General features: G+C 60.1%; 17 protein-coding genes. 6 read left to right on the top strand and 11 right to left on the bottom strand.

Annotated features, from left to right (window positions below; translation table 11 throughout):
- Nucleotides 1-20 precede the first annotated feature (20 nt).
- Nucleotides 21-893 (bottom strand): AraC family transcriptional regulator, encoded by an 873-nt coding sequence (locus GVN17_RS20975; protein ID WP_166597166.1) that lies wholly within the window; start codon nucleotides 891-893, stop codon nucleotides 21-23.
- A 147-nt stretch (nucleotides 894-1,040) separates the two neighbouring features.
- Here GVN17_RS20975 and GVN17_RS20970 point away from each other — a divergent pair, with 147 nt between their 5' ends.
- Nucleotides 1,041-1,940 (top strand): DMT family transporter, encoded by a 900-nt coding sequence (locus GVN17_RS20970; protein ID WP_166597165.1) that lies wholly within the window; start codon nucleotides 1,041-1,043, stop codon nucleotides 1,938-1,940.
- 177 nt (nucleotides 1,941-2,117) lie between these two features.
- Here GVN17_RS20970 and GVN17_RS20965 read toward each other — a convergent pair whose 3' ends face one another.
- Together GVN17_RS20965 and GVN17_RS20960 are read right to left on the bottom strand one after the other, a co-directional pair.
- Entirely contained in the window at nucleotides 2,118-3,092 is a 975-nt protein-coding gene (locus GVN17_RS20965; protein WP_166597164.1) for a D-glycerate dehydrogenase, read from the bottom strand.
- Between the two features lie 213 nt (nucleotides 3,093-3,305).
- Nucleotides 3,306-4,253: a LysR family transcriptional regulator gene (locus GVN17_RS20960; RefSeq protein WP_166597163.1), complete on the bottom strand. Its 948-nt coding sequence runs from the start codon at nucleotides 4,251-4,253 to the stop codon at nucleotides 3,306-3,308.
- Between the two features lie 181 nt (nucleotides 4,254-4,434).
- Between GVN17_RS20960 and GVN17_RS20955 the strand changes: the two genes are divergently transcribed.
- From GVN17_RS20955 to GVN17_RS20940, 4 genes are all read left to right on the top strand, one after another.
- Nucleotides 4,435-5,946 carry an efflux transporter outer membrane subunit gene (locus GVN17_RS20955; RefSeq protein ID WP_166597162.1) on the top strand — a complete coding sequence of 504 codons (1,512 nt, stop codon included), beginning with the start codon at nucleotides 4,435-4,437 and terminating at the stop codon, nucleotides 5,944-5,946.
- 160 nt (nucleotides 5,947-6,106) lie between these two features.
- Nucleotides 6,107-8,293, top strand: a complete 2,187-nt coding sequence (locus GVN17_RS20950; RefSeq protein ID WP_166597161.1) for an FUSC family protein — start codon at nucleotides 6,107-6,109, stop codon at nucleotides 8,291-8,293.
- On the top strand, nucleotides 8,283-8,483 hold the full coding sequence (locus GVN17_RS20945) for a DUF1656 domain-containing protein (protein WP_110946932.1): 201 nt from the start codon (nucleotides 8,283-8,285) through the stop codon (nucleotides 8,481-8,483). Before GVN17_RS20950 ends, GVN17_RS20945 begins: the two co-directional genes overlap by 11 nt.
- A 17-nt stretch (nucleotides 8,484-8,500) precedes the next feature.
- Complete coding sequence (locus tag GVN17_RS20940) at nucleotides 8,501-9,358, top strand: HlyD family secretion protein (protein WP_166597160.1); 858 nt, start codon at nucleotides 8,501-8,503, stop codon at nucleotides 9,356-9,358.
- Between the two features lie 105 nt (nucleotides 9,359-9,463).
- On the opposite strand, the gene GVN17_RS20935 is transcribed toward GVN17_RS20940, so the two are convergent.
- Together GVN17_RS20935 and GVN17_RS20930 are read right to left on the bottom strand one after the other, a co-directional pair.
- Complete coding sequence (locus GVN17_RS20935; RefSeq protein ID WP_166597159.1) at nucleotides 9,464-10,288, bottom strand: SDR family oxidoreductase; 825 nt, start codon at nucleotides 10,286-10,288, stop codon at nucleotides 9,464-9,466.
- Between the two features lie 32 nt (nucleotides 10,289-10,320).
- Nucleotides 10,321-10,785 (bottom strand): multidrug transporter, encoded by a 465-nt coding sequence (locus GVN17_RS20930; protein WP_166597158.1) that lies wholly within the window; start codon nucleotides 10,783-10,785, stop codon nucleotides 10,321-10,323.
- 385 nt (nucleotides 10,786-11,170) lie between these two features.
- Here GVN17_RS20930 and GVN17_RS20925 point away from each other — a divergent pair, with 385 nt between their 5' ends.
- A complete protein-coding gene (locus GVN17_RS20925; protein ID WP_371928594.1) occupies nucleotides 11,171-13,732 on the top strand; it encodes an RHS repeat domain-containing protein in 2,562 nt (853 codons plus the stop codon).
- Between the two features lie 82 nt (nucleotides 13,733-13,814).
- Here GVN17_RS20925 and GVN17_RS20920 read toward each other — a convergent pair whose 3' ends face one another.
- The 6 genes from GVN17_RS20920 to GVN17_RS20895 all read right to left on the bottom strand — a co-directional run bounded on the left by GVN17_RS20920 (nucleotide 13,815) and on the right by GVN17_RS20895 (nucleotide 21,785).
- The gene (locus GVN17_RS20920; protein ID WP_166597156.1) at nucleotides 13,815-15,269 is read right to left on the bottom strand and encodes a mannose-1-phosphate guanylyltransferase/mannose-6-phosphate isomerase; all 1,455 of its coding nucleotides are present in this window, start codon (nucleotides 15,267-15,269) and stop codon (nucleotides 13,815-13,817) included.
- A 223-nt stretch (nucleotides 15,270-15,492) separates the two neighbouring features.
- A complete protein-coding gene (locus tag GVN17_RS20915; RefSeq protein ID WP_166597155.1) occupies nucleotides 15,493-16,149 on the bottom strand; it encodes an alginate O-acetyltransferase AlgF in 657 nt (218 codons plus the stop codon).
- A gap of 38 nt (nucleotides 16,150-16,187) precedes the next feature.
- A complete protein-coding gene (locus GVN17_RS20910; RefSeq protein WP_166597154.1) occupies nucleotides 16,188-17,381 on the bottom strand; it encodes an alginate O-acetyltransferase in 1,194 nt (397 codons plus the stop codon).
- A gap of 10 nt (nucleotides 17,382-17,391) precedes the next feature.
- Complete coding sequence (locus GVN17_RS20905; protein ID WP_166597153.1) at nucleotides 17,392-18,957, bottom strand: MBOAT family protein; 1,566 nt, start codon at nucleotides 18,955-18,957, stop codon at nucleotides 17,392-17,394.
- A 244-nt stretch (nucleotides 18,958-19,201) separates the two neighbouring features.
- Entirely contained in the window at nucleotides 19,202-20,338 is a 1,137-nt protein-coding gene (locus GVN17_RS20900) for a mannuronate-specific alginate lyase (RefSeq protein WP_166597152.1), read from the bottom strand.
- A 7-nt stretch (nucleotides 20,339-20,345) separates the two neighbouring features.
- Nucleotides 20,346-21,785, bottom strand: a complete 1,440-nt coding sequence (locus GVN17_RS20895) for an alginate O-acetyltransferase (RefSeq protein ID WP_166597151.1) — start codon at nucleotides 21,783-21,785, stop codon at nucleotides 20,346-20,348.
- Nucleotides 21,786-21,792: the final 7 nt, after the last annotated feature.

Here is a 21,792-nt window from a genome sequence, read left to right as displayed (position 1 = left end):
GATGCACGCCGAACGTGGTTTTACTGAAACGCCAATCGATACGCCCGCGGCGTTGCGCCCATGGCCTGTTTGAAGGTGTTGCTGAAATGACTGGCGCTGGCAAAACCGCAATCCAGCGCAATGTCACCAAAGGGCAGGCGTGTCGTGCGCAAGAGCTGACGGGCGCGGTTCATGCGGCGGGCCAACAGGTATTGATGGGGTGGAAAACCAAAGCTTTCGCGGAACATGCGGGCGAAGTGGTATTCCGACAGCGCACACATCGCCGCCAGTCGCCCAAGACTCAAAGGCTCAGCGAGGTTCGTCTCGATGAACTCCACCAGCCGCCGACGCACATGGGGCGCCAGCCCGCCTTTCAGGCGCAGGCCATCGCGCAGTCCCACCTGATTCAACATCATGTGGTCGAGCAGTTCGTGGGCCAGGGTGCTGGTCTGCAAGCGCTCGCCGGGCTCGCTCCAGTTCAGGCGAATCAGGCGATGAAACCGCTGCGCCTGCTGCGGATCGTCGATGAAGGTGTTTTCTTGCAGCACCATTTCCCGAGGCTCACGGTCCAGCAGTGTCAGGCAGTTGAGCGCGAACTGTTCAGGGCTGATGTAGAGGTGAGCCAGGCGAATGTCGCCGTTCACCACCCACGAAGACTGGTGCCCGGCGGGGAGCACGCAAATCTTGTCCGGTGCGCCTTTGCGGTCAGGTCGGTCGCGGCGGTAGGTTTCGGTGCCACCCCCGATGTAGCAAGACAATGTGTGATGACTCGGCCCGTGATAATCCTGAGCGTCATGCCGGTTGTTCCACAAAGCTGCCACAACGCCATCGCCCAGGGATGCGCTCTGCTCCAGCTGCGCGTGGGGCGAGCTGTTGAGCGATTGAAACACCTGGATTTGATCGAGTGACGACATGGGGTTCGGCGCAAGGCTGATGTTCTGTGCCTCGCATCCTACTCCTTAGACGCGGTGCTGCCACCGGGCCACCGATCAAATGCGCAAGATTTTGCAAATCATGTCAGCCGCGCAGGCCCAGACTGAAGGCTCATTGAGGAGCCTGTCATGAACATCTCGCTGTATCTGCTGACCGTTTTGATCTGGGGCACGACCTGGATTGCCCTGAAATTGCAACTGGGCGAGGTGGCGATTCCGGTGTCGATCGTCTATCGCTTCGGCCTCGCGGCGCTGATTCTGTTTGTCATGCTCCTGGCCAGTCGCACCCTGCAAAAGGTGAATCGTCGTGGGCAACTGATTTGTCTGGCCCAAGGCGTCTGCCTGTTCTGTGTGAACTTCATGTGCTTCTACACGGCGAGTCGCTGGGTTCCCACCGGGTTGGTGGCGGTGGTGTTTTCCACGGCAACGCTATGGAACGCCCTCAACGCTCGCATTTTCTTCAAGCAGAAAGTCGCCCGCAACGTGCTGACCGGTGGCGCGCTGGGGTTGGTGGGGTTGGGTTGCCTGTTCTGGCCAGAGCTGTCAGGCCACAGTGCCAGCCGCGAAACCCTGATCGGTCTGGGTCTGGCCTTGCTCGGCACGCTGTGCTTCTCGGCGGGCAACATGCTGTCGAGCCTGCAACAGAAAGCGGGTCTGCGCCCGCTGACCACCAACGCCTACGGGATGTTGTACGGCGCGGCGATGCTTTGCGCGTATTGCGTGATCAGCGGCACGCCGTTCGCCTTCGAATGGAATGCGCGGTATGTCGGCTCGCTGTTGTACCTGGTGATTCCGGGGTCGGTGATCGGCTTCACCGCGTACCTGACGCTGGTCGGCCGCATGGGCCCTGAGCGCGCCGCGTATTGCACGGTGCTGTTCCCGGTGGTGGCGCTGAACGTCTCGGCGTTTGCCGAAGGCTACCAATGGACCCTGCCCGCGTTGATGGGGCTGGTGCTGGTGATGATCGGCAACGTGCTGGTGTTCCGGAAGCCGAAGGCGGTGGTGCCGGTGGGTGCAAAGCTCGCGTAAAGCTGGTCGCTGGACTGCTTGAATTGTGATCATGCTCATGCCTGAGTGGGCATGATCAAAGAAGCATCGCGAGCAAGCTCACTCCTACAGGTCTGTGTCGAGTGCGCATTTCATGAACGACGCAATTCTGTAGGAGTGAGCTTGCTCGCGATTGGATCTCCCAGGCGATGACGTTGATCAGCCCTTCCACACCTGCTGATTCACCAAATCCTGCGGCTTCTCGCCCAACAACGCAGCGCGCAGGTTGTGGTACGCACGATCCGCCATGGCCTGACGGGTTTCGTGGGTGGCGGAGCCGATGTGTGGCAGGGTCACGGCGTTGCTCAGCTGGAACAGCGGCGACTCGGCCAGTGGCTCTTTCTCGTACACGTCCAGGCCCGCGCCGCGAATGGTGCCGTTCTGCAACGCTTCGATCAGCGCCGGTTCGTCGACGATCGGGCCACGGGCGATGTTCACCAGAATCGCGCTCTTCTTCATCAGCCCCAGTTCACGGGTACTGATCAGGTGTTTGGTTTTTTCGCTCAACGGCACGACCAGGCAGACGAAATCCGACTCGCCCAGCAACTGATCCAGCGTGCGGAATTGCGCGCCCAGCTCCTGCTCAATAGCGGTCTTGCGTGAGTTGCCGCTGTACAGGATCGGCATGTTGAAACCCAGACGACCACGACGCGCAACGGCCGCGCCGATGTTGCCCATGCCGACGATGCCCAGTGTCTTGCCGTGAACGTCGGTACCGAACTGTGGCGCTTCGATGCTACGGGTCCACTTGCCTGCCTTGGTGTAGGCGTCCAGCTCGGCGACGCGACGGGCGCTGCTCATGATCAGGGAGAAACCAAGGTCGGCGGTGCTTTCGGTCAGCACGTCCGGGGTGTTGGTCAGCATGATGCCGCGCTCGGTGAGGTAGCCGACATCGTAGTTGTCGTAACCGACCGAGATGCTCGACACCACTTCCAGCTGTTTCGCGCTTTCCAACTGTTCGCGGCCCAGCTTGCGACCGGCGCCGATCATGCCGTGGCTGTGGGGCAAGGCTTCGTTGAACTGCTCGTTCAGATCACCCTTTTTCGGGTCCGGGATGATCACGTTGAAGTCTTGCTGCAGGCGCTCGGCCATTTCCGGGGAGACGCGGCTGAAGGCAAGGACAGTCTTTTTCATCGGATAGCTACTCTCGGGCGGTTCAGAGGAAAAGTGCGTAGCACGCTAACATTCTTGTGGCGGGATTGGCAGGGCTGCAGGAGGAATGACGTCGGAGTGAAATCTGTGGGAGCGAATTCATTCGCGAAGGGCCAGTGGAGTCAACACATCTGGGTGGACTGATCCTTTTTTCGCGAATGAATTCGCTCCCACAGCTTCGCGGGTGTTTGCGAGCTACACGGTCTCCGGCAACACATGCGTTTGCAAATCCGCCTCATGGGCCGCCATGATTTCTGGCAGGGAGCCGCGCAGGTATTCGACCCAGGTCTTGATCTTGGCATCCAGGTACTGACGCGACGGATAAATCGCGTACAGATTCAGCTCATGAGAGCGGTATTGCGGCAGCACGCGCACCAGCGAGCCGTTGCGCAGGCCCTCGATGGCCGAATAGATCGGCAGAATCCCGATGCCCATGCCGCTGCTGATCGCCGCTTTCATAGCGTCGGCCGAGTTCACCAGAAACGGCGAGTTGCCGATGGTCACGGTCTCTTGACCTTCCGGACCGTCGAACGCCCATTTCTCCAGCGGAAACACCGGGCTGACCAACCGCAGGCACGCGTGATTCAGCAAGTCGGCGGGCTTGTAAGCCATGCCGAACGCTTTGATGTACGCGGGCGAGGCACAGACGATGCTGTATGTGATGCCCAGACGCTGGGACACGAAACCTGAATCCGGCAACTCGCTGGCCAGCACGATGGAGACGTCGTAGCCCTCTTCGAGCAGGTCCGGCACGCGGTTGGTCATGGTCAGGTCGAAGGACACGTCCGGGTGATTGCGCCGGTAGCGGGCAATGGCGTCGATCACATAATGCTGACCGACGCCGGTCATCGAGTGCACTTTCAGCTGTCCGGCCGGGCGCGCATGGGCGTCGCTGGCCTCGGCTTCGGCTTCCTCGACGTACGTCAGAATTTGCTCGCAGCGCAGCAGGTACCGCTTCCCGGCCTCGGTCAGCGCGATGCGACGGGTCGTTCGGTTGAGGAGTCGGGTTTGCAGATGTGCTTCTAGATTGGAGACGGCGCGCGAAACGTTGGCGGTGGTGGTATCCAGCTGAGCTGCGGCAGCGGTGAAGCTGCCCGCCTGTGCCACGCAACTGAAGGCGCGCATGTTTTGCAGAGTGTCCATTGGCCGTTCTCTGGTGAGATGGCAAATTGTGACATGAAGTTACTGATCCATGTCAGCCATACCAAAGGATTATCTCTGGTTCCGTAATAAAGATTCACAGAAGTCCCAGCTTATCGCCGAAACGGGCGCCACCTAGAATCGCGGCTCGATCTCCTTCCTCCTCATTCGGGTAATTGCAGCTGTGCCGCGTCGCATCGTCAGAGGGCTGAAACCCCTCAGTGTCTGGGCTTTAACGTTACTCATCAGCGGCTGCATCGGAACCGGCGGAATCGCACCTCAAGGCACCTCGATGTCGCCAGACGCACTGGCCACCGACGACGCCATCAAGGCCGCGGCCAAGGACGCCCATTGGCCGGACGGGCAGTGGTGGCGCACCTACGGCGACGACCAACTCAACCACTGGATCGAACTGGCGGCCCTGGGCAGCCCGAGCCTCGCGATTGCCGCTGCGCGCGTGCGTCAGGCCAAGGCCATGGCGGGTATCGCCGAGTCGGCGGAATCCCTTCACGTCAACAGCGAGAGCACCCTCAAACGCCACAATTGGCCGACGGATCAGTTCTATGGGCCGGGGGAGCTGTCCAACACCAGCACCTGGGACAACAACGCCTCCCTTGGCTTGAGCTATTCCCTCGACCTCTGGGGCCGGGAAAGCAACAGCACCGAGCAGGCGCTGGACCTGGCGCACATGAGCGCCGCCGAAGAGCGCCAGGCACAGTTGGAATTGCAGGACAACATCGTCCGCGCCTACATCCAGCTGTCGCTCAACTACGCCCAGCGCGACATTGCCGAAGCGACCCTTGCCCAGCAACAGCAAATTCTCGACTTGGCGCAGCGTCGTCTGAAAGGCGGCATCGGCACGCATTTCGAGGTCAGTCAGGCTGAAACGCCGCTGCCTGAAACTCATCGCCAGATCGATGCGCTGGACGAGGCCATTGCCCTCAGCCGTAACCAGATCGCCGCGTTGGCAGGGAAGGGGCCGGGAGACGGCGCGAGCCTGCAGCGCCCGACACTGTCGCTCAAGACTGCGTTGACCCTGCCGTCCGCCTTGCCCGCGCAGTTGCTCGGCCAGCGTCCTGACGTCGTCGCCAGCCGTTGGCGTGTGGCGGCGCAGGCCCGTGGCATCGATGTCGCCCATGCCGGTTTCTATCCCAACGTCGATCTGATGGGCAGCCTGGGCTACATGGCCACCGGCGGCGGCATGCTGGAGTTCTTGACCGGCAAGAAATTCAACTACAGCGTGGGTCCGGCCATCAGTCTGCCGATTTTTGACGGCGGCCGTTTGCGCTCGGAGCTGGGCGTGGCATCTGCCGGGTATGACACGGCTGTTGCGCAGTACAACCAGACGCTGGTGGTAGCGCTCAAGAGCATTTCCGATCAGTTGATCCGTCGTGAGTCGATGAACAAACAGCAGGTGTTCGCCGATCAATCGGTGGCTGCGGCGCAGAAGACCTACGACATCGCAATGGTCGCCTACAAACGCGGCCTGACCGATTACCTCAACGTGCTCAACGCGCAAACCCTGTTGTTCCACCAGGAACAGGTGCAGCAGCAGGTTCAGGCCGCGCGTTTGACCGTGCACGCAGAATTGGTCGTCGCGCTGGGCGGCGGGCTGATGGCAGGCAATGATTCGCCAGCGCCCGAGAAGACCGTGGCGCCGACCCCCCCTGCTTTGTTGAACGTGCTGAGTCGGTGATCCAGATGCGCATCTGTGGCCTGGTCGGGCGCTATCGCGAGCAAGCTCACTCCTACAGGTTATGTGGCGGGTCGCTGATTTCGCTCACGACGAATTTCGGCTGTAGGAGTGAGCTTGCTCGCGATAGCCGTCCTGCGGCCAATGCAGGTCTTGAGTTGAAATGACCCAAGCCCTGCACTGGCTCAAATCCCTCGAATTTCGTCGTGAGCTCAACGGCTGGGCGCGCAGCGACGGGGTGACGTGGATTTACATCTTCAAAGTCCTGATGGCCGCGTTCCTGACGTACTGGGTCGCGATGCGTCTGGAACTCCCGCAGCCGCGCACGGCGATGATCACCGTGTTCATCGTCATGCAGCCGCAGAGTGGGCATGTGTTCGCCAAGAGTTTCTATCGCCTGATCGGCACGCTGGCGGGCTCCGTCGTGATGGTCACGCTCATGGCCCTGTTCGCCCAGAACAGCGAGCTGTTTCTCAGCAGCCTGGCCATCTGGGTTGGCCTCTGCTGCGCAGGCGCCGCACGCTACCGAAACTTCGCCGCGTACGGTTTTGTGCTCGCCGGTTACACGGCGGCGATGACCGGTCTGCCTGCGCTCGCTCACCCTGAAACCTCGTTCATGGCGGCGGTGTGGCGGGTGCTGGAGATTTCCCTCGGCATCGTCTGCTCGACCTTGGTCACTGCGGCGATCCTGCCGCAAAGCTCCGGCGCGGCGATGCGCAACGCGCTGTATCAGCGCTTTGGCGTATTCGCGCAGTTCGTCGTGACCGGGCTGCGCGGCGAGGGCAATCCGGCGGCGTTCGAAGCCAGCAACGTGCGTTTCATCGCCGATGCAGTCGGGCTGGAGGGCTTGCGCGCCGTGACGGTGTTCGAAGACCCGCACATGCGTCGGCGCAACGGTCGCCTGAACCGCTTGAACAGCGAATTCATGACCATCACCACGCGCTTCAACGCCTTGCATCAATTGCTGGAGCGTCTGCGTCGTCGTGGTGTGACGCCTGCCGTCGCGGCTATCGAGCCGGGCCTCAATGCCTTGGCCGAGCTGCTTCAGGGCTTCGCCGGCCGAGCGTTGACCAACGCCGACGCCGCGCTGCTGGCCCGTCGGCTGAGCGACTTCAAGGCGGACCTGCCTGAGCAGGTGCGCAGTCTCCGCGCTGAATTCCTCAAGACCGCGCCCAGCGATGACGACTTGCTGGATTTTCACACCGCCTACGAATTGATGTATCGCTTCGTCGATGACCTGCACGACTACGCCGAGACCCACGCTTCGCTGGCCGATCACCGCCACGAGCGGGAAAACTGGGTCGAACCGTTCGTCTCCACCACCAACTGGATGTCGTCTGTAGCGTCGGGCGTTCGGGCGACGTTCATCCTGGCGGTGATGTCGGTGTACTGGGTCGCAACGGCCTGGCCCAGCGGGGCCTCAATGACATTGGTGTCAGCGGCGACCGTTGCCTTGTCGGCGACCACCGCGAACCCTCGGCGCATGTCGTTCCAGATGGCTTGCGGCACGTTTTTGGGCGCGCTGCTCGGCTTCTTCATCACCTTCTTCGTACTGCCCCGCATCGACGGCTTCCCCTTGCTCTGCATGGTGCTGGCGCCGGTGTTCGTGCTTGGGACGTTTCTGACCACGCGCCCGCAGTGGGTCGGCTATGGGTTGGGGTTGCTGATCTTCTTCAGCATCGGTTCGGCGCCAGACAACCTCACGGTCTACAACCCCTATACATTCATCAACGATTACATCGCGATGGTCATCGGCATGCTGCTGTGCGCAGCGGCCGGGGCAATCATTCTGCCGCCCAACAGTCGCTGGCTGTGGCAACGGCTGGAAGGGGATTTGCGTCAGCAGGTGGGGTTTGCGATCAGCGCGCCGTTGCGTCGGATTCGTTCGAGTTTCGAGAGCCGCACCCGCGACCTGATGCATCAGGCCTACGGTCTGGCCGCAGGCAAACCCGAGGTGCAGCGCAACCTGCTGCGCTGGATGCTGGTGGTGCTGGAAATCGGCCACGCGATCATCGAATTGCGCCGCGAGCAGGACGTGCTGCCTGTGCATCCGAGCTATGCGGAATCCCAGCCGTGGCGTCAGGCGATCCGCGCCATGGGACGCTCGATGGTGCGCCTGTTCCTGCAACCCGACCCCCACAATCTGGCGCGCAGCCTGGCGGCCGTGGACCACGCGATTGTCTGCGTGCAGAACACCGACGAGCCGTTCGCCCCGCACTTCGACACCTCGGCGCTGCGTCGGGTGAAAAGCTACCTGCACTTCATCCGCACCTGCCTGCTTGACCCACAGTCCCCCTTGGCCTCGTCGCCCCCCGAGCACGCCGTGCAAGGACTTTCCCATGCCACGTGAAATCGCTTTCCACGGCGTTTACATGCCGACCGTGACCGTGATGTTTCTGGTCGCGATGGTGCTTTCCTGGGCGCTGGACCGCTTTATGTCCGGACTCGATCTGTACCGTTTTTTCTGGCATCCGGCGTTGTTGCGCCTGAGCCTGTTCAGTTGCATTTTTGGCGCGATGGCGCTGACCGTTTACCGTTGAGGCACATGTAACCCGAGATGAAAAAGCTCATCAGTCTGATCGCGACGTTATTGGTTCTGGCGCTGGCCATCTGGATCGGCCGCCTGTTGTGGATTCACTACATGGATACGCCGTGGACCCGTGACGGCCGCGTGCGCGCCGACGTGATCAACGTCGCCGCCGATGTCAGCGGCGTGGTCATCGACGTGCCGGTCAAGGACAACCAGCCCGTGAAAAAGGGCGACCTGTTGATGCAGATCGACCCCGAGCATTACCAGTTGGCGGTCAAACAGGCCGAAGCGCTGGTCGCGTCACGCAAAGCCACGTGGGAGATGCGCAAGGTCAACGCCGCCCGGCGCAAGGACATGGACGCGCTGGTGATTTCTGCCGAAAACCGCGAAGACGCTTCCAACGTCGCCAACTCCGCTCAGGCCGATTACCAACTGGCCGTGGCGCAACTGGAGGCCGCGCAACTCAACCTGCAACGCACCAAAGTGCTGGCAGCGGTCGATGGCTACGTCACCAACCTCAACGTGCATCGCGGGGATTACGCGCGCATCGGCGAGGCGAAAATGGCGGTCGTCGACAAGAACTCGTTCTGGGTGTACGGCTTCTTCGAAGAGACCAAGCTGCCCCACGTGAAAATCGGCGACCCGGCAGACATGCAGTTGATGAGCGGCGAAGTGATGAAGGGCCACGTCGAAAGCATCGCCCGTGCGATCTACGACCGCGACAACCCGGAAAGCCGCGAGCTGATCGCTGACGTCAACCCGACCTTCAACTGGGTGCGTCTGGCCCAGCGCGTTCCGGTACGCATTCATCTGGATAACGTACCGGACAGCGTGGTGTTGGCGGCGGGGATCACCTGCACGGTGATCGTGAATCCGCAGCCGTGATCAAACACTCTCGGGAAGCGGTGGCTTGACGGCCGCCGCCTTGCGCAAGGTCGATCTGGAGGAACGGTGCTTGGCGATCTGCGGGTGTATCCGATGCGAGATGGATTACAAAGGCCCTTGCAGTTTGAAGCGCTTGCTTAGAATCTTCTCCAGCAGCGACTTGGGTAGCAGTCGTGCCATCAACGGCAACGCACGGCTGCCGTTGCCCGAGCGCAACAGGCGAGGCGGATTTGGGTGTTGCACGGCGTTAAGCACATCGCGGGCAAACTCGTTAGCGGGAGTGGGATGAGTCTGCGAAGCATTGGCGCGGGCGCGGATGCCTTCACGCAACGGCCACCACGGCGAGTCTTCATGAATGACCTGCTCGGCTTCATGGCTGGCATTCTTGGCGAATTGAGTATCGATGGCGCCGGGCTGTACCTCCATCACGCGGATGCCAAAGGGCGCCAGTTCCATCCGCAACGCGTCGCTCATCGCGCTGACTGCCGCTTTCGACGCGCAATAGGCGCCGCCGAACGGCGTGACTAACACCCCTGAAACGCTACCAATGTTCACCAGCAGCCCCTTGTTGCGGCGCAGCAGGGGAAACAGCGCGCGGGTGACGCCGACGATGGAAAACACGTTGGTTTCGAACTGTCTGCGAATGGCTTCGACGCCGCCATCGAGCAGCGGCCCGATGCCGCCGTAACCGGCGTTGTTGATCAGCACATCGAGCCCTTTGCCGTGCGCTTCGAATTGAGTGGCGAGGCGTTCCAGTGCAGCGCCGTCGTTGACGTCCAGTTCCACCGCGTTGAAGCCCGCCGCAGTCAGTGCCTGGACATCGGAAGGCTTGCGCGCCGTGGCCCAGACCTCATGTCCTGCGCCCTTGAGGGCATCCGCCATGGCACGACCGATGCCGCTGGAACAACCGGTGATCAGAACGACAGGCATGGTGTTTCATTCCTTGAATAGAAGGGAGTGGGTCAGTCGGAAAATGTGCCTTGCAGGCGTTCGGCGCGAAACTCAAGCGTCTGCGCGCGATAGCCGTTGCGCAACGGCGGCAGCGGCAGACAGTCCTGCCATTGGCTGCCGGGCAGCAGTTCGCCCGGGCCCCGGTAGCGTGGAGCGGTATAGGTGTCGTCGGCAAGATTCACGGTGTCACCCGACGCATACGCCGCCACTTTCCAGCGCAGTTCCTTCAGGGGCACGTCGTTGCTGTTATCGATCAGCACCAGCAAAGGTTTACCCACAGGGCACTGCTGCGGCGCGTAGTTCACGCGCAATTGCAGGCGTTCCAGCCGCTGGGCATCACGTTTGTCTTCCCAGACCACGAACCCCGCAACAACCGCCAGCCCGATGGCCGCCGCCAGCGAAACCGGCAAGGCTTTGGCGGGGTAACGTAGCAGCAGAATCAGCCAGGTGAAGATCAGTACGGCGCCGATGATCATGTCTTCGCTCTCGGGATGCGGATGAGCGCATCGTACCGAAAGGGGAGGAGGAGACCAATCGGCGTTTGGGCGAACGCGCGCCTGATCAACGGTCCTTTCCCTTGGTTATCGGCCCGCTAGGCTTGAAAAAACGTCGCAATGGAATGCAGTCGTCATGGCCCCTCTCTCGTCTGTACACACTCGCACGCCTAACCTGAACGCCATAGAACCGCGCGGTTTGGCGATTCGCCAGATCGCGTTCTGTCGCACGCAACCGGGCGATGACGCACTCATTCGAATCAATCGGTCCGCCCATGATGTCGCAGGCAGGCTTGTCCGCTCATGGGACCCGAGGTTGTGGGCAATAGCGAATGACCTTCCGGGCAGGCCTGGAAATTTGAGCACCGTGCATTCTCTGTCAGGCCAGGTGCTTTTCACTGAAAGCGCAGATACCGGATGGAGCGCCGAATTGCTGGGCGAAAGCGGGCAGCAGGTCTGTCGATGGGATGGAGCGGGGCATTCGCAGCGGGATGAACATGATCAATTGCTACGAACTGTGGCGATTTTTGAAAGCGATGGGATTCGGGAAAGCTGTACTGAGCGACTCACCTACGGCGGCCCTGATGCCCGGGATGCAAATCAATGCGGAGAACTGATCCGTCACGATGATCCCGCAGGCTGTGTGATCAGTTCAGCCTTCACCCTGACCGGGCAAGTGGCCGGACAAACGCGCTGTTTTCTGAACGAACTTGCTGGACCTGACTGGCCTGAACGTGAAAACGAGCGTGATTCATTTCTTGAGCCATGTGCGGGAGCCACAACGTGTTGGCGATTCAATGCGTCTGGAGAGGCAGCAGAACAGACCGACGCTGTGGGAAATACGCAGCGCTTTGGTCACACGGCTTCAGGTCAGCTGAAAAGCACTCAACTGCAACTGCTGAACCAGCCCTTGCAAACCCTCGTCAGTGATATTCGCTATGACGCTCATAACCGGATCGAGTCGGAAACAGCGGGAAACGGCATTGTCACCACTCTCGATTACGGCCCTATCGATGGGCGCTTGCGTAATCTGCGCTCTGATAACGGACGGCTTCAGGATCTGCATTACCGCTATGACCCTGTCGGCAATGTGGTGAGTATTGACGACCGTGCTCAGCCAACACGGTACTTCGCTAATCAGCAGATTGAGCCTCTTCGAACGTTTGTTTACGACACGCTTTATCAACTGATTGAGGCGACGGGTTATGAGTCGGCCGATGAAAATAGAGGCCCCGCAGCTCAACCTTTTGCAACTGCCGATACGCTGCGGAACTACACCCAACGCTACGAGTACGACGCTGGCGGAAACCTGCAAAAGCTGATTCACACCGGCGCCCGCAATCACACGCGGGTTTTCGCGACAGCGCGATACAGCAACCGGTCGTTGCTGCAAATAGGCGATAACCCACCGACAGAAGAGGAAATTGCAGCGAGTTTCGATGCCAACGGGAATTTGCGTGAGCTGTCGCCGGGGCAGACGTTGCGTTGGGATACGCGTAATCAACTGAGCGAAGTCACACCGGTCGAGCGCGAGTCTGGCATCGATGATCGTGAGGTTTATCAATACGACGCTGCGGGTGCGCGGGTTCGGAAAGTGCGTTCAACCCAGACAAAAATGCTGACCCATCTAAGCGAAGTGCGCTATCTGCCGGGGCTGGAAATCCGCACCAACAGCGCAACCAGCGAACTGCTGTACGTGGTCATTGCAAACGCGGGGCGCAGCGATGTACGGGTATTGAATTGGAAAACGGGACGCCCGACCGATATCGAAAACAATCAAGCGCGTTACTCCCTCATCGACCACCTCGGCTCAAATACCCTCGAACTGGACCAGAACGGGCAACTGATCAGCCATGAGGTCTATTACCCCTATGGAGAAACGGCTTGGTTTGCGACGCGAAGCGAGATAGAGGCCAAGTACAAGGCTGTCCGTTACTCAGGTAAAGAATGCGATGCGACGGGGCTTTATTACTATGGGTTGCGGTATTACGCATCTTGGCTCATGCGCTGGCTCAACCCCGATCCAGCAGGGGAGAAATGGGGCCTGAATCTCTTTATGTTTGTACTCAATCGGCCGCTTTGTTTTGTGGATCGACAAGGGCTGGAGCCTGTGAGAATAGCGACGGGAATTTCAGCATTTCCAGATCACTCGCAACAAAAAATGCGCGAGGTACTAGCACTCAGCAAAAACATGCTTGAGCTCATAACTACCCAGGATGTGTCAGTCGAAGCTCTGGCTGCCAGACACGCCGCGTTGGCAACCAGCTTTGGCGAAGTCAGGGCACCGGGTTCCGATGAAACAGTAGGTAAAAAACTGGATGAATTGAGGGCATTCTTGATCTCTCTAGAAGGCGATCAAGAGGCTCGACTGGTGTTGGCGGAGCTACCTTTTGGAGTGGACGGTCAAACTCTGGACGCGAAGGCTGAAGGCGGCGGGACTGTCTTTTTATCCTCGACGCATCTCGATCACAGGCATCCAATGCACGTTGCCAAAACATTGATTCATGAAGCCAGTCATGCGGTTCATAACACCCGCGACTATGCCTATATCGAGTTGGATATCCAGCCCCCTGATGCCAATCCGAAGTCACAAGCGAAATACATAAAAACCCTGAAGGAGTCTTCGCAGAAATTGTTATCAGCGGGGCCTGATGAGTCTCAGATGGGGAGGTGGGATGTTTTTCATTACGGCAAACTCATGCTGAAATACGGCGCCCCGCTTCGTGACAGTGCCGCACGGCAGCAGTTGTTTTTGAACAACCCTAACGTCAGAGGCAATGTACTGCTCAAGAACGCAGACTCCTTGGCAATTTACTCTGTCATCGCGTGGCACAACATGCATCAGCGACCGGGCGACGCACAAAGCCATGCCCAGGCAAGTGGCTCAGGTCCGTCATTTGTGCGACGTCTGAAATCTCTCTTCAAATAAAAAAGCCCCCCGCCCACCCCCTGCGGATGGGGAATACGCAGGGGGCGGGCGGGGGCACTACTACTCTTTCCTTGTCGTTGTATCAGCGAGCGATGGTCTGGGTTCTCACACCGGCTTCAATGCCCGGCGTCGAGCGGCCGTAGACGTCTTCGAAGCGCTCGATGTCGTCTTCGCCCAGGTAGCTGCCCGATTGCACTTCGATGATTTCCAGCGGGATCTTGCCTGGGTTGCGCAGGCGATGGACCGAGGCGATCGGGATGTAGGTCGACTGGTTTTCGGTGAGCAGGAACACGTTTTCGTCGCAGGTGACCTGCGCGGTGCCCGACACGACGATCCAGTGTTCGGCGCGGTGATGGTGCATTTGCAGCGACAGGCTGGCGCCCGGTTTGACCGAGATGCGCTTGACCTGGAACCGGCCGCCCATGTCCACGGAGTCGTACGAGCCCCACGGGCGATAGACTTCGAGGTGGTTCTGGGTTTCGGTGCGGCCCTGCTCGTTGAGGGTGTTGACCATCTGCTTGACGCCTTGAACCTTGTCTTTGTGGGCGATCATCATGGCGTCTTTGGTTTCGACGACCACGATGTTGTCCAGACCGATCACGGTGACCAGTTTGCCGTTGCCCTGAATCATGCAGTTGCGGCTGTCCTGAATGACCACGTCGCCTTTGGTGACGTTGCCGTTTTCGTCTTTCTGATGCACGTCCCACAGCGAAGACCAGCAACCCACGTCGCTCCAGCCGGCTTCCAGCGGAACGACGCAGGCGCGCTGGGTTTTTTCCATCACGGCGTAGTCGATGGAGTTGTCCGGGCAGCAGGCAAAGCTGGCCTGATCCAGTTCGATGTTGTCGCCGTCGTGCTTGCTGCGCTCAAGGGTCAGCAGGCAGTTGTCGTAGATGTCCGGATCGTGCTTTTTCAATTCTTCGAGGTAGCGGCTGGCGCGGAACAGAAACATGCCGCTGTTCCAGTAATAGCCGCCCGCGTCGACGAATTCGGCGGCGCGTTTTTCGTCAGGTTTTTCCACGAACTGGGCCACGCGGCTCACGCCTTCAGGCAGCAGGGCGTCGGCGGTGGACTTGATGTAGCCGTAGCCAGTTTCCGGCTTGGTCGCCGGTACGCCGAACAGGACCATCTCGCCACGCTCGGCGGCGACGGTCGCCAAAGCCAGTGCGCGTTGCAGGGATTTCTGGTCGTCGATGACGTGGTCGGCCGGCAACACCAGCATCAGTTCGTCACGACCTTCGTTCGCCAACATCATCGCGGTGATGGCGACGGCAGGGGCAGTGTTGCGACCGAACGGCTCCATGATGATGGCCTGAGTGTCCAAGCCCAAAGCATCGAGCTGCTCGCCCACGATGAAACGGTGATCCTTGTTGCAGACCACGACAGGGTGCTGCATGCCATCGAACTGCAAGCGCTCGAGGGTCTGCTGGAAGAGGGTGTGTTCGCCGGTCAGCGCCAGGAACTGTTTTGGAAACTGTTTACGCGAAAGAGGCCAGAGTCGGGAACCGCTGCCACCTGACAAGATCACTGGAATCATTTTGTTTCTCCAAAATTTCGATAGCGTTTGTTTGGGCTATACGTCGGTTGTTCTGTCGTTTCGTCTGTCTTGTTGTTGTGCCGCTGCGCTCGGTGCCCTCACGGTGTGCTGCTCCGCATCACCTGGCGCCGAACGCTGATTTCTGTCGAATCCGCTTCAACGGCCTTCGGCCAGAATCAAAAGCCAATCGCGTGCGCCGCAGGGGCAGCGCACGACTTCGGTGTTACTGAGTCGACGTCGGGCGCTTGACCCAGACTGGCGACAGGTTGCTGCCGTTGCCGGTGATGTACAGCACCGCTGCCTCACCACGTTCCAGCGCGACCGGTTTCAGGTCGCTGACTTTCTTGTCGCCGTCGAACAGCGCGAAGCTGACTTTTACCGGATTGATTTCACGCTCGCCGGTGCCTTTGGCTTTTACCGAATCGACAACAGCGGTCTTGCCGTCGGCGGTTTTCAGGGTCAGCGGCTTGTCGCTCAGGTTCTGCACACGCACCAGCGACTTCTGTTTGTTCTTGAACGGTGGCTCTTCCACCAGTTGCGGCGCGCCGGAGGTGTTGTTGACGATGGTGTAGTAGTGATCGCTCGCCAGTTTCACCGGCAGGGTGTTGCTGCCGATCTTGGCGCTGTAGTCGCCCTGCGGCATGAAGCTGAAATCACTGCTGGCCAGCGGGCCGACTTCGTTGAGGCTGGTGTTGCCGACACTGGCGCTGACTTCCGCGTTGCTGGCGTTGTAGACGCGCACGAAGGCCGAGCCTTTCGGAGCGGTCGGGCCGTACAGGGCGGCGTCGCCACCGGCGAAGGCCGAGAGTGAGACGAAGCCAAGGCTGGCGGCCAGGACGCAGGTTTTCAGCAGACCGGTCTTGGCCGAACGGGTAGGCATGCGAGTTGGGTTCTGTAAGGTCATTTTGGGTAGTCCTCTCAGTTTTGCGCCCGATCGGGCGACTCGGAATTGACGTTGGAGTTAGAAGCGTTGGCGTTCTGAGCCAGATTTTGTTGAGGGTCACGGGCCTTCTTGAGTTCGGCGATCCACTGCGGATCGAACTCGGTCAGGTCGTTGTGGGCCGGCAGATAGCGCTCCGGGAATTCCCAGATAAGCACCTGCGGCGGGCTGCTCTTGAAGGCATCGGTTTGCAGATATTTGAGCATCGGCAGAATCGGGCCGTGGCCGTCTTCGGCGTAATTCACCACGTCGCTGTGCAGGGCCTGTTTAAGCGCCCCGGCGAAGTTCCAGTTGGGGTTGGCGCTGTAGCTGGTGCCGACCAGACCGACCGCCACCGAGTTGTCCGCAAACAGCGCATCGCCACCGTCACCCTCGGCTTGCGCCGGGTTGGTGCTGCGCTGTTGCAGGTCATCCGGCTTGGGCAGCAGGTTGCTGAACAGCGGGTCCAGCGGCAGGAAGTTGGTCAGGTCGCCCTTGTACGGCGCGCTGGTTTTGGCTTCAGTGATGAAGTTCTGTGGGTCGCCACTGAGCGGGGCTTCTTTCGAGATCGCCTCGCCCAGTTGCTGCGCCACGACTTCAGCGCCCATTGGCGTCCAGTGGGTGTCGGTGCGCAGGAAGACCTGGCCCTTGTCCTTGGCGCTTTGCAGCGGTGCCAGCAGGTCAGGGGCGAAGATGCCGGCCTGGCTGACTTGCGCGTGGAACTGTTGATACAGGTCGGTGTGCAGCGCAGCAGGTTTGTTGTCACCGACGTGTTCCGGGTACAGACGGGTCTTGGCCGGGACGATGGCGAGCACCAACTGCGTGCCCTGTTTTTTCAGGGTGTCGCGCACACCTTTGATGATCGCCAGGTTGTCGGCTTCGTTCTGCTCGCCGTTGGCCACGGCGTCGAATTCCTCGTCGGTATACAGCCACTGGTCCTTGCCGAGAATCACCCCCGGACGACCTTCGTTGAACACCTTGTAATCCAGCGCGGCCCAGAGGTTGGTGCCCAGGCGCTTGATCGGAAACGCCTCGTCGTAGTGGGTTTCCACGGCCTTTGTCCAGTGACCGTTGAGGACCGTGGTTTCCTTGGATGTCGAGAAGCCGATGAAGCTGCGCAGCGACCACAGGCCCAGCGCCAGCAGGATGGCCAGGAACAGGAAGATGTAGAGGAAACGTAATGAACGGGTCATGTCAGGCTCCTCAGAACTGGAAGTACAGGAACGGCGAGAAACTGGCCGCCGAGAGTTTGAGAATCGAGGCCACGAACATCAGCAGGATCAGGGCGCGCATGACGTAGCGCGACCAATCGGCGGTCCAGTAGGCAGGCTGAACCTGCGCGTCGGTGCCGACGATGTAACCCGGTTGATGAATGCTCCCCGGCGTGTCGCCCGGTACGGCTTTGATCAGGCCCGGCACTGCCGAAGCAGGGCCGTCGGCTTGAACCGGCGTGTCACCTTTTGGTTTCTCCGGTGCGCGGTTGCGGTAGAAATCGCGCAGACCGAAGAACGCCAGGGTGATGTACGCCACGATCAGGGTCGCCACTTGCAGGCCGGTGAGGCTGGCGCGGTTCAGGTCCGACAGCTGCCACTCGCTGAAGCTGAACATCGCGCCGTACATACGGGCGGCGACGTGCAGGTTCTCGGCGCGGAAGATCACCCAGCCCATCACCACCAGCAGGAAGGTGAAGGCCCAGCGCACGACGTTAAAGGTCTTGGGCGCCGTGTTGATGCCCAGCGCTTTTTCGATCGCCAGCCACACGCCGTGCCATGCACCCCAGACGATGTAGGTGATGTTGGCGCCGTGCCACAGACCGCCCAGCAGCATGGTCAGGAACAGGTTGCGGTAGGTTGCGACTTTGCCGCCACGGTTGCCGCCCAGCGTGATGTACAGGTAGTCACGCAGCCACGTGGACAGGCTGATGTGCCAGCGACGCCAGAACTCGGTGATCGACTGGCTGACATAAGGCTGCTTGAAGTTTTCCATGAAGCGGAAACCCATCATCAGGCCCAGGCCGATGGCCATGTCGCTGTAACCGGAGAAGTCGAAATACAGCTGCGCGGTGTACGCCAGGGCGCCGAGCCAGGCATCGCCCGTGGTCGGATGTTGCAGGGCAAAGCAATGGTCGGCAACGACGGCCAGGGTGTCGGCGATGAAGACCTTCTTGATGAAACCCTGCATGAACCGCGTGCAGCCTTCGCTGAACTTGTCCAGGGTGTGGGTACGGTTGTTGAACTGGTCCACCAAGTCGCGGAAACGCAGCACCGGGCCTGCGATCAGGTGCGGGAAGATCGCCACGAACGCCGCGAAGTCGATCAGGTTGCGGGTCGCCGGCGTGTCGCCACGGTAGACGTCGATGATGTAGCTGATCGATTCGAAGATGTAGAACGAGATCCCGATCGGCAACAGCACGTGGGTGAGGATGAACGGCTCAAGGCCGATCGACGTCATCATCGCGTTGATGCTGTCCACGCCAAAGTTGGCGTATTTGAAATAGCCCAGGATGCACAGGTCGACTGCGACACCCAGCAACAGCCAGCGCTGAGCGGGTTTGGTCCTGACCCCGGCGGCACCGACGCGCAGGCCGATCCAGTAGTTCCACAGCGTTACACCTGCGAACAGTGCCAGGAAGTCCACTCGCCACCACGCGTAGAACACGTAACTGGCCACCAGCAGCAGCAGGTTGCGATAGCGTTGCCCGCTCAAATAGTACAAGCCGAGAAACACCGGCAAGAACAGGAACAGGAACACGTTGGATGAGAAAACCATCCTTATCTCTCCGTTTGTCCAACATCAAGGGCCACAGCCCCCCCAAACCCCCCATGAGAAATCGAGGGGGTAAAGCACACATCTCATTACCAGCGCAGGCCCCTGTGGGAGCGAATTCATTCGCGAAGCGGTGGCTCAGTCACCGCCATTTGCAGGTCAGTTCCGAGTTGTCAGGACCAACCCTCGTCGGTATGCCGCCCAGAATGAATCCGCCCCCACAGTTGATTGCGTTCAGCTATTGCTTCTACGAACCGCCTTTCTCACCCTTCTCATGACTCGGGTCATAGGTGCGAGTCATGTCGCCGCCTAGGCGGAAGTTCTTGAACGGTTGCATCTTGTGCTTCTGTTCCAGCACATCCGGGCCGCAGTCGTAGAGCGAGCAGTAGGGTTCCAGCCAGGCGAATTTCATGTCGGTCTTCAGGTCCGTCATGTCTTGCTTCTCGCCATCTTTGGCCTGGAATTCGTTACCCGAATCCTTCACGCCTGCCAGCACCCGATCACCCAGACGCTTGAGTGCGCCGTTGTTTTCAGGACGCAGATCAACGCCGTTGGCCTGGGCAAAACTGGCGATCATCGCCAGCGGCGGCAGGGCGTAGTTGTGGTACGCCAGTGCGCGCTGCTTACGCTTGAGTTCGTTCGGCAGGAAGCCCTGTTGGTCGACCTGATTGGCCGCGACCTTGAACTCCTTCACCGACCAGTCGAACAGGTCTTTGCGGTTGGTCGCCACGGCGGTGGACATCACCGACCAGGCCGCCCAGTACGAGTGGTTGTTGGTCTTGTCGAGCGGCAGGTTGTTCCAGTCGCTGACCACCTGGTCCGCCAGCTTGCTGAACCAGGCCTCGATCACTTGCGCGTCCTGCTGACGGGTGGCCAGTGGGTGGGACTCGGAGAATTTCAGGCGCAGGTAGGACGAGGACATGCTGCCCAGTGCCCATTTGCGCATCGACTTGCCGGTGTGGTTGAAGTCCTTGGACTCCAGCGCATCGGCCTTGGCCCACGTGGTGAGCATGCCGAGCGCGCAGTCGAGCTGTTCAGGACGCCCGTCACGCATGTACTGCATCACCACTTTGCTGGTGTTGCGCTCCATGGTGGTGATGTCCTTGGTCGTGTCACGGAACGCCTGATCCGATGCGGCATTGAACGTCGAACGGGACTTGTCCGAGCCCTCGTACTTGCTGCGGAATTGCAGCGAGCCGGTGTAGGGCTGCGGCGTGGCATCACAGCTGAATTTGCCTTCGCCGCTTTTGTATTTCTCGACCCCTTCATAGTACCCCTGCGGCGGCACGAGCGTGGACGCTGCGCTGGCGCTGGTGGCGAACGATGACGCGGACAACATGGCCAGCGACAGAAGGGTAGGGAGCATCATTTTTGGAGTGTGCATAGGAGCCTCATAACCCGGCTTGCGCGGTTTGATGCGCGACATTCGGGAACACGTTGCGTTTGCATACTTTCGCTTCGACTTCCTGCGGCGCAGTGCCCGCTTCAGGACCCTGCACTTCCACGGCGAGCAGTTGCTGGTCAGCCCAGTCCTTGTCGTCGCGCAGTTCGAAGGCGAAGCGCCCGTCGGTTTCGGATGTTTCAGGTTTTTCGATCTTCAGGTCTTCGTGGCGACCGTTCATGTACCAGAGGCGCGCATGAAGGGCTTTCACCGAGGTGTCAGCGAACTTGATGTCGACCTGATTACTGCCGTTACGCACGTCCTTGATGCCTGTTTTGCCGTTGACCAACAGCTCGTTGGTGCCGGGCTTGAGGGAGGTTTTGGTGGTCATAAGCGCGGGCTTGCCCTCGCAACCGTTGTCCAGCAGCGACATCATCTGGCGATAGATGGTCTCCTGGTCCAGGCGGTACAGTGGCGAGAATTCCCAGATGAGAATCTTCGGCGGATGTTTCTGGAAGTCGTCGCTGCCCAGGTACTGCAGCATCGCCCCTTCAAGTCCGCCGCCAGGGAAGGCGACGTTCAACACGTCTGCACCCATGTATTCCTGCAAGAAGCCGGCGAAGTTGTAGTTCTTGCCGCTGTGACTGGTACCGACCAAGGTGATTTCCGGGGTGCCGGAATCGCCAAACAGGTCGCCGTCGGCTGCTTCGCCTTTCGGTTCGGTCTCGAACTGATCCATGTACTGGATGGCGTAGCTGGAGCCGCACAATTGACCGGCCATATTGTGCAGAGTGCCCTTCTTGCCCATGCGACCTGACAGATGGGTCTCGAATTCGCGCTTGGGAATGCCCGCGAACTCAGGCATTTTCTTCACCGACTCGGCGACGATTTTCGCGGTGCGCTGGGCGCCGTAGGGGGTCCAGTGCTGGTCGCCGCGGAAGTAGAAGTCGTGGACCTGCTGCTCGTTGGTCAACGGCGAAAGGTCCGGCACGGTGTAGCCCATTTTCGCGAAACGACCGAGCATGGCCTGGTAGTTACGCAAGGCGGTGTTGTAGTCGAACTTATCCCGGTCGGCCGGGAACAGCTTGTTGCGGTCCACCAACCCACGGGTCGGTTGATACACCACAACCAGCTCGACGCCCTTGCTCTTGAACGCGTCGTGCAGCTCTTGCATGCGACGGTAGCCTTCAGGCGTGGTGTCGAATTCGGTGCGCAGATCTTCGCGGGTCCGGAACAGCCAGTCGCCCTGGGCCTGCACCAGCGTGGTGAAGTTCTGCTGGTAGCGGGTGACGTAGTTCTTCTCGTCATGGGCTTCCGGGCACAGGCTGCAGCAAGGCTCGGCGGTAAATTTCGGCGCGCTGGCGTCGTCGGCGTAAGCGGCGTTGCTGGCAGCGAACAGTGCTGCGGTCAGGCCGGAGAGGCTGAGTAATTTAATCAAATGTGCGTGCATAGAAATG

It is taken from the genome of Pseudomonas sp. SLFW (assembly GCF_009905615.1).
GTDB classification, from domain to species: domain Bacteria; phylum Pseudomonadota; class Gammaproteobacteria; order Pseudomonadales; family Pseudomonadaceae; genus Aquipseudomonas; species Aquipseudomonas bambusae.
The sequence above is the reverse complement of the archived record's forward strand: the minus strand, read 5'-3'. Positions and strand labels throughout refer to the sequence as shown.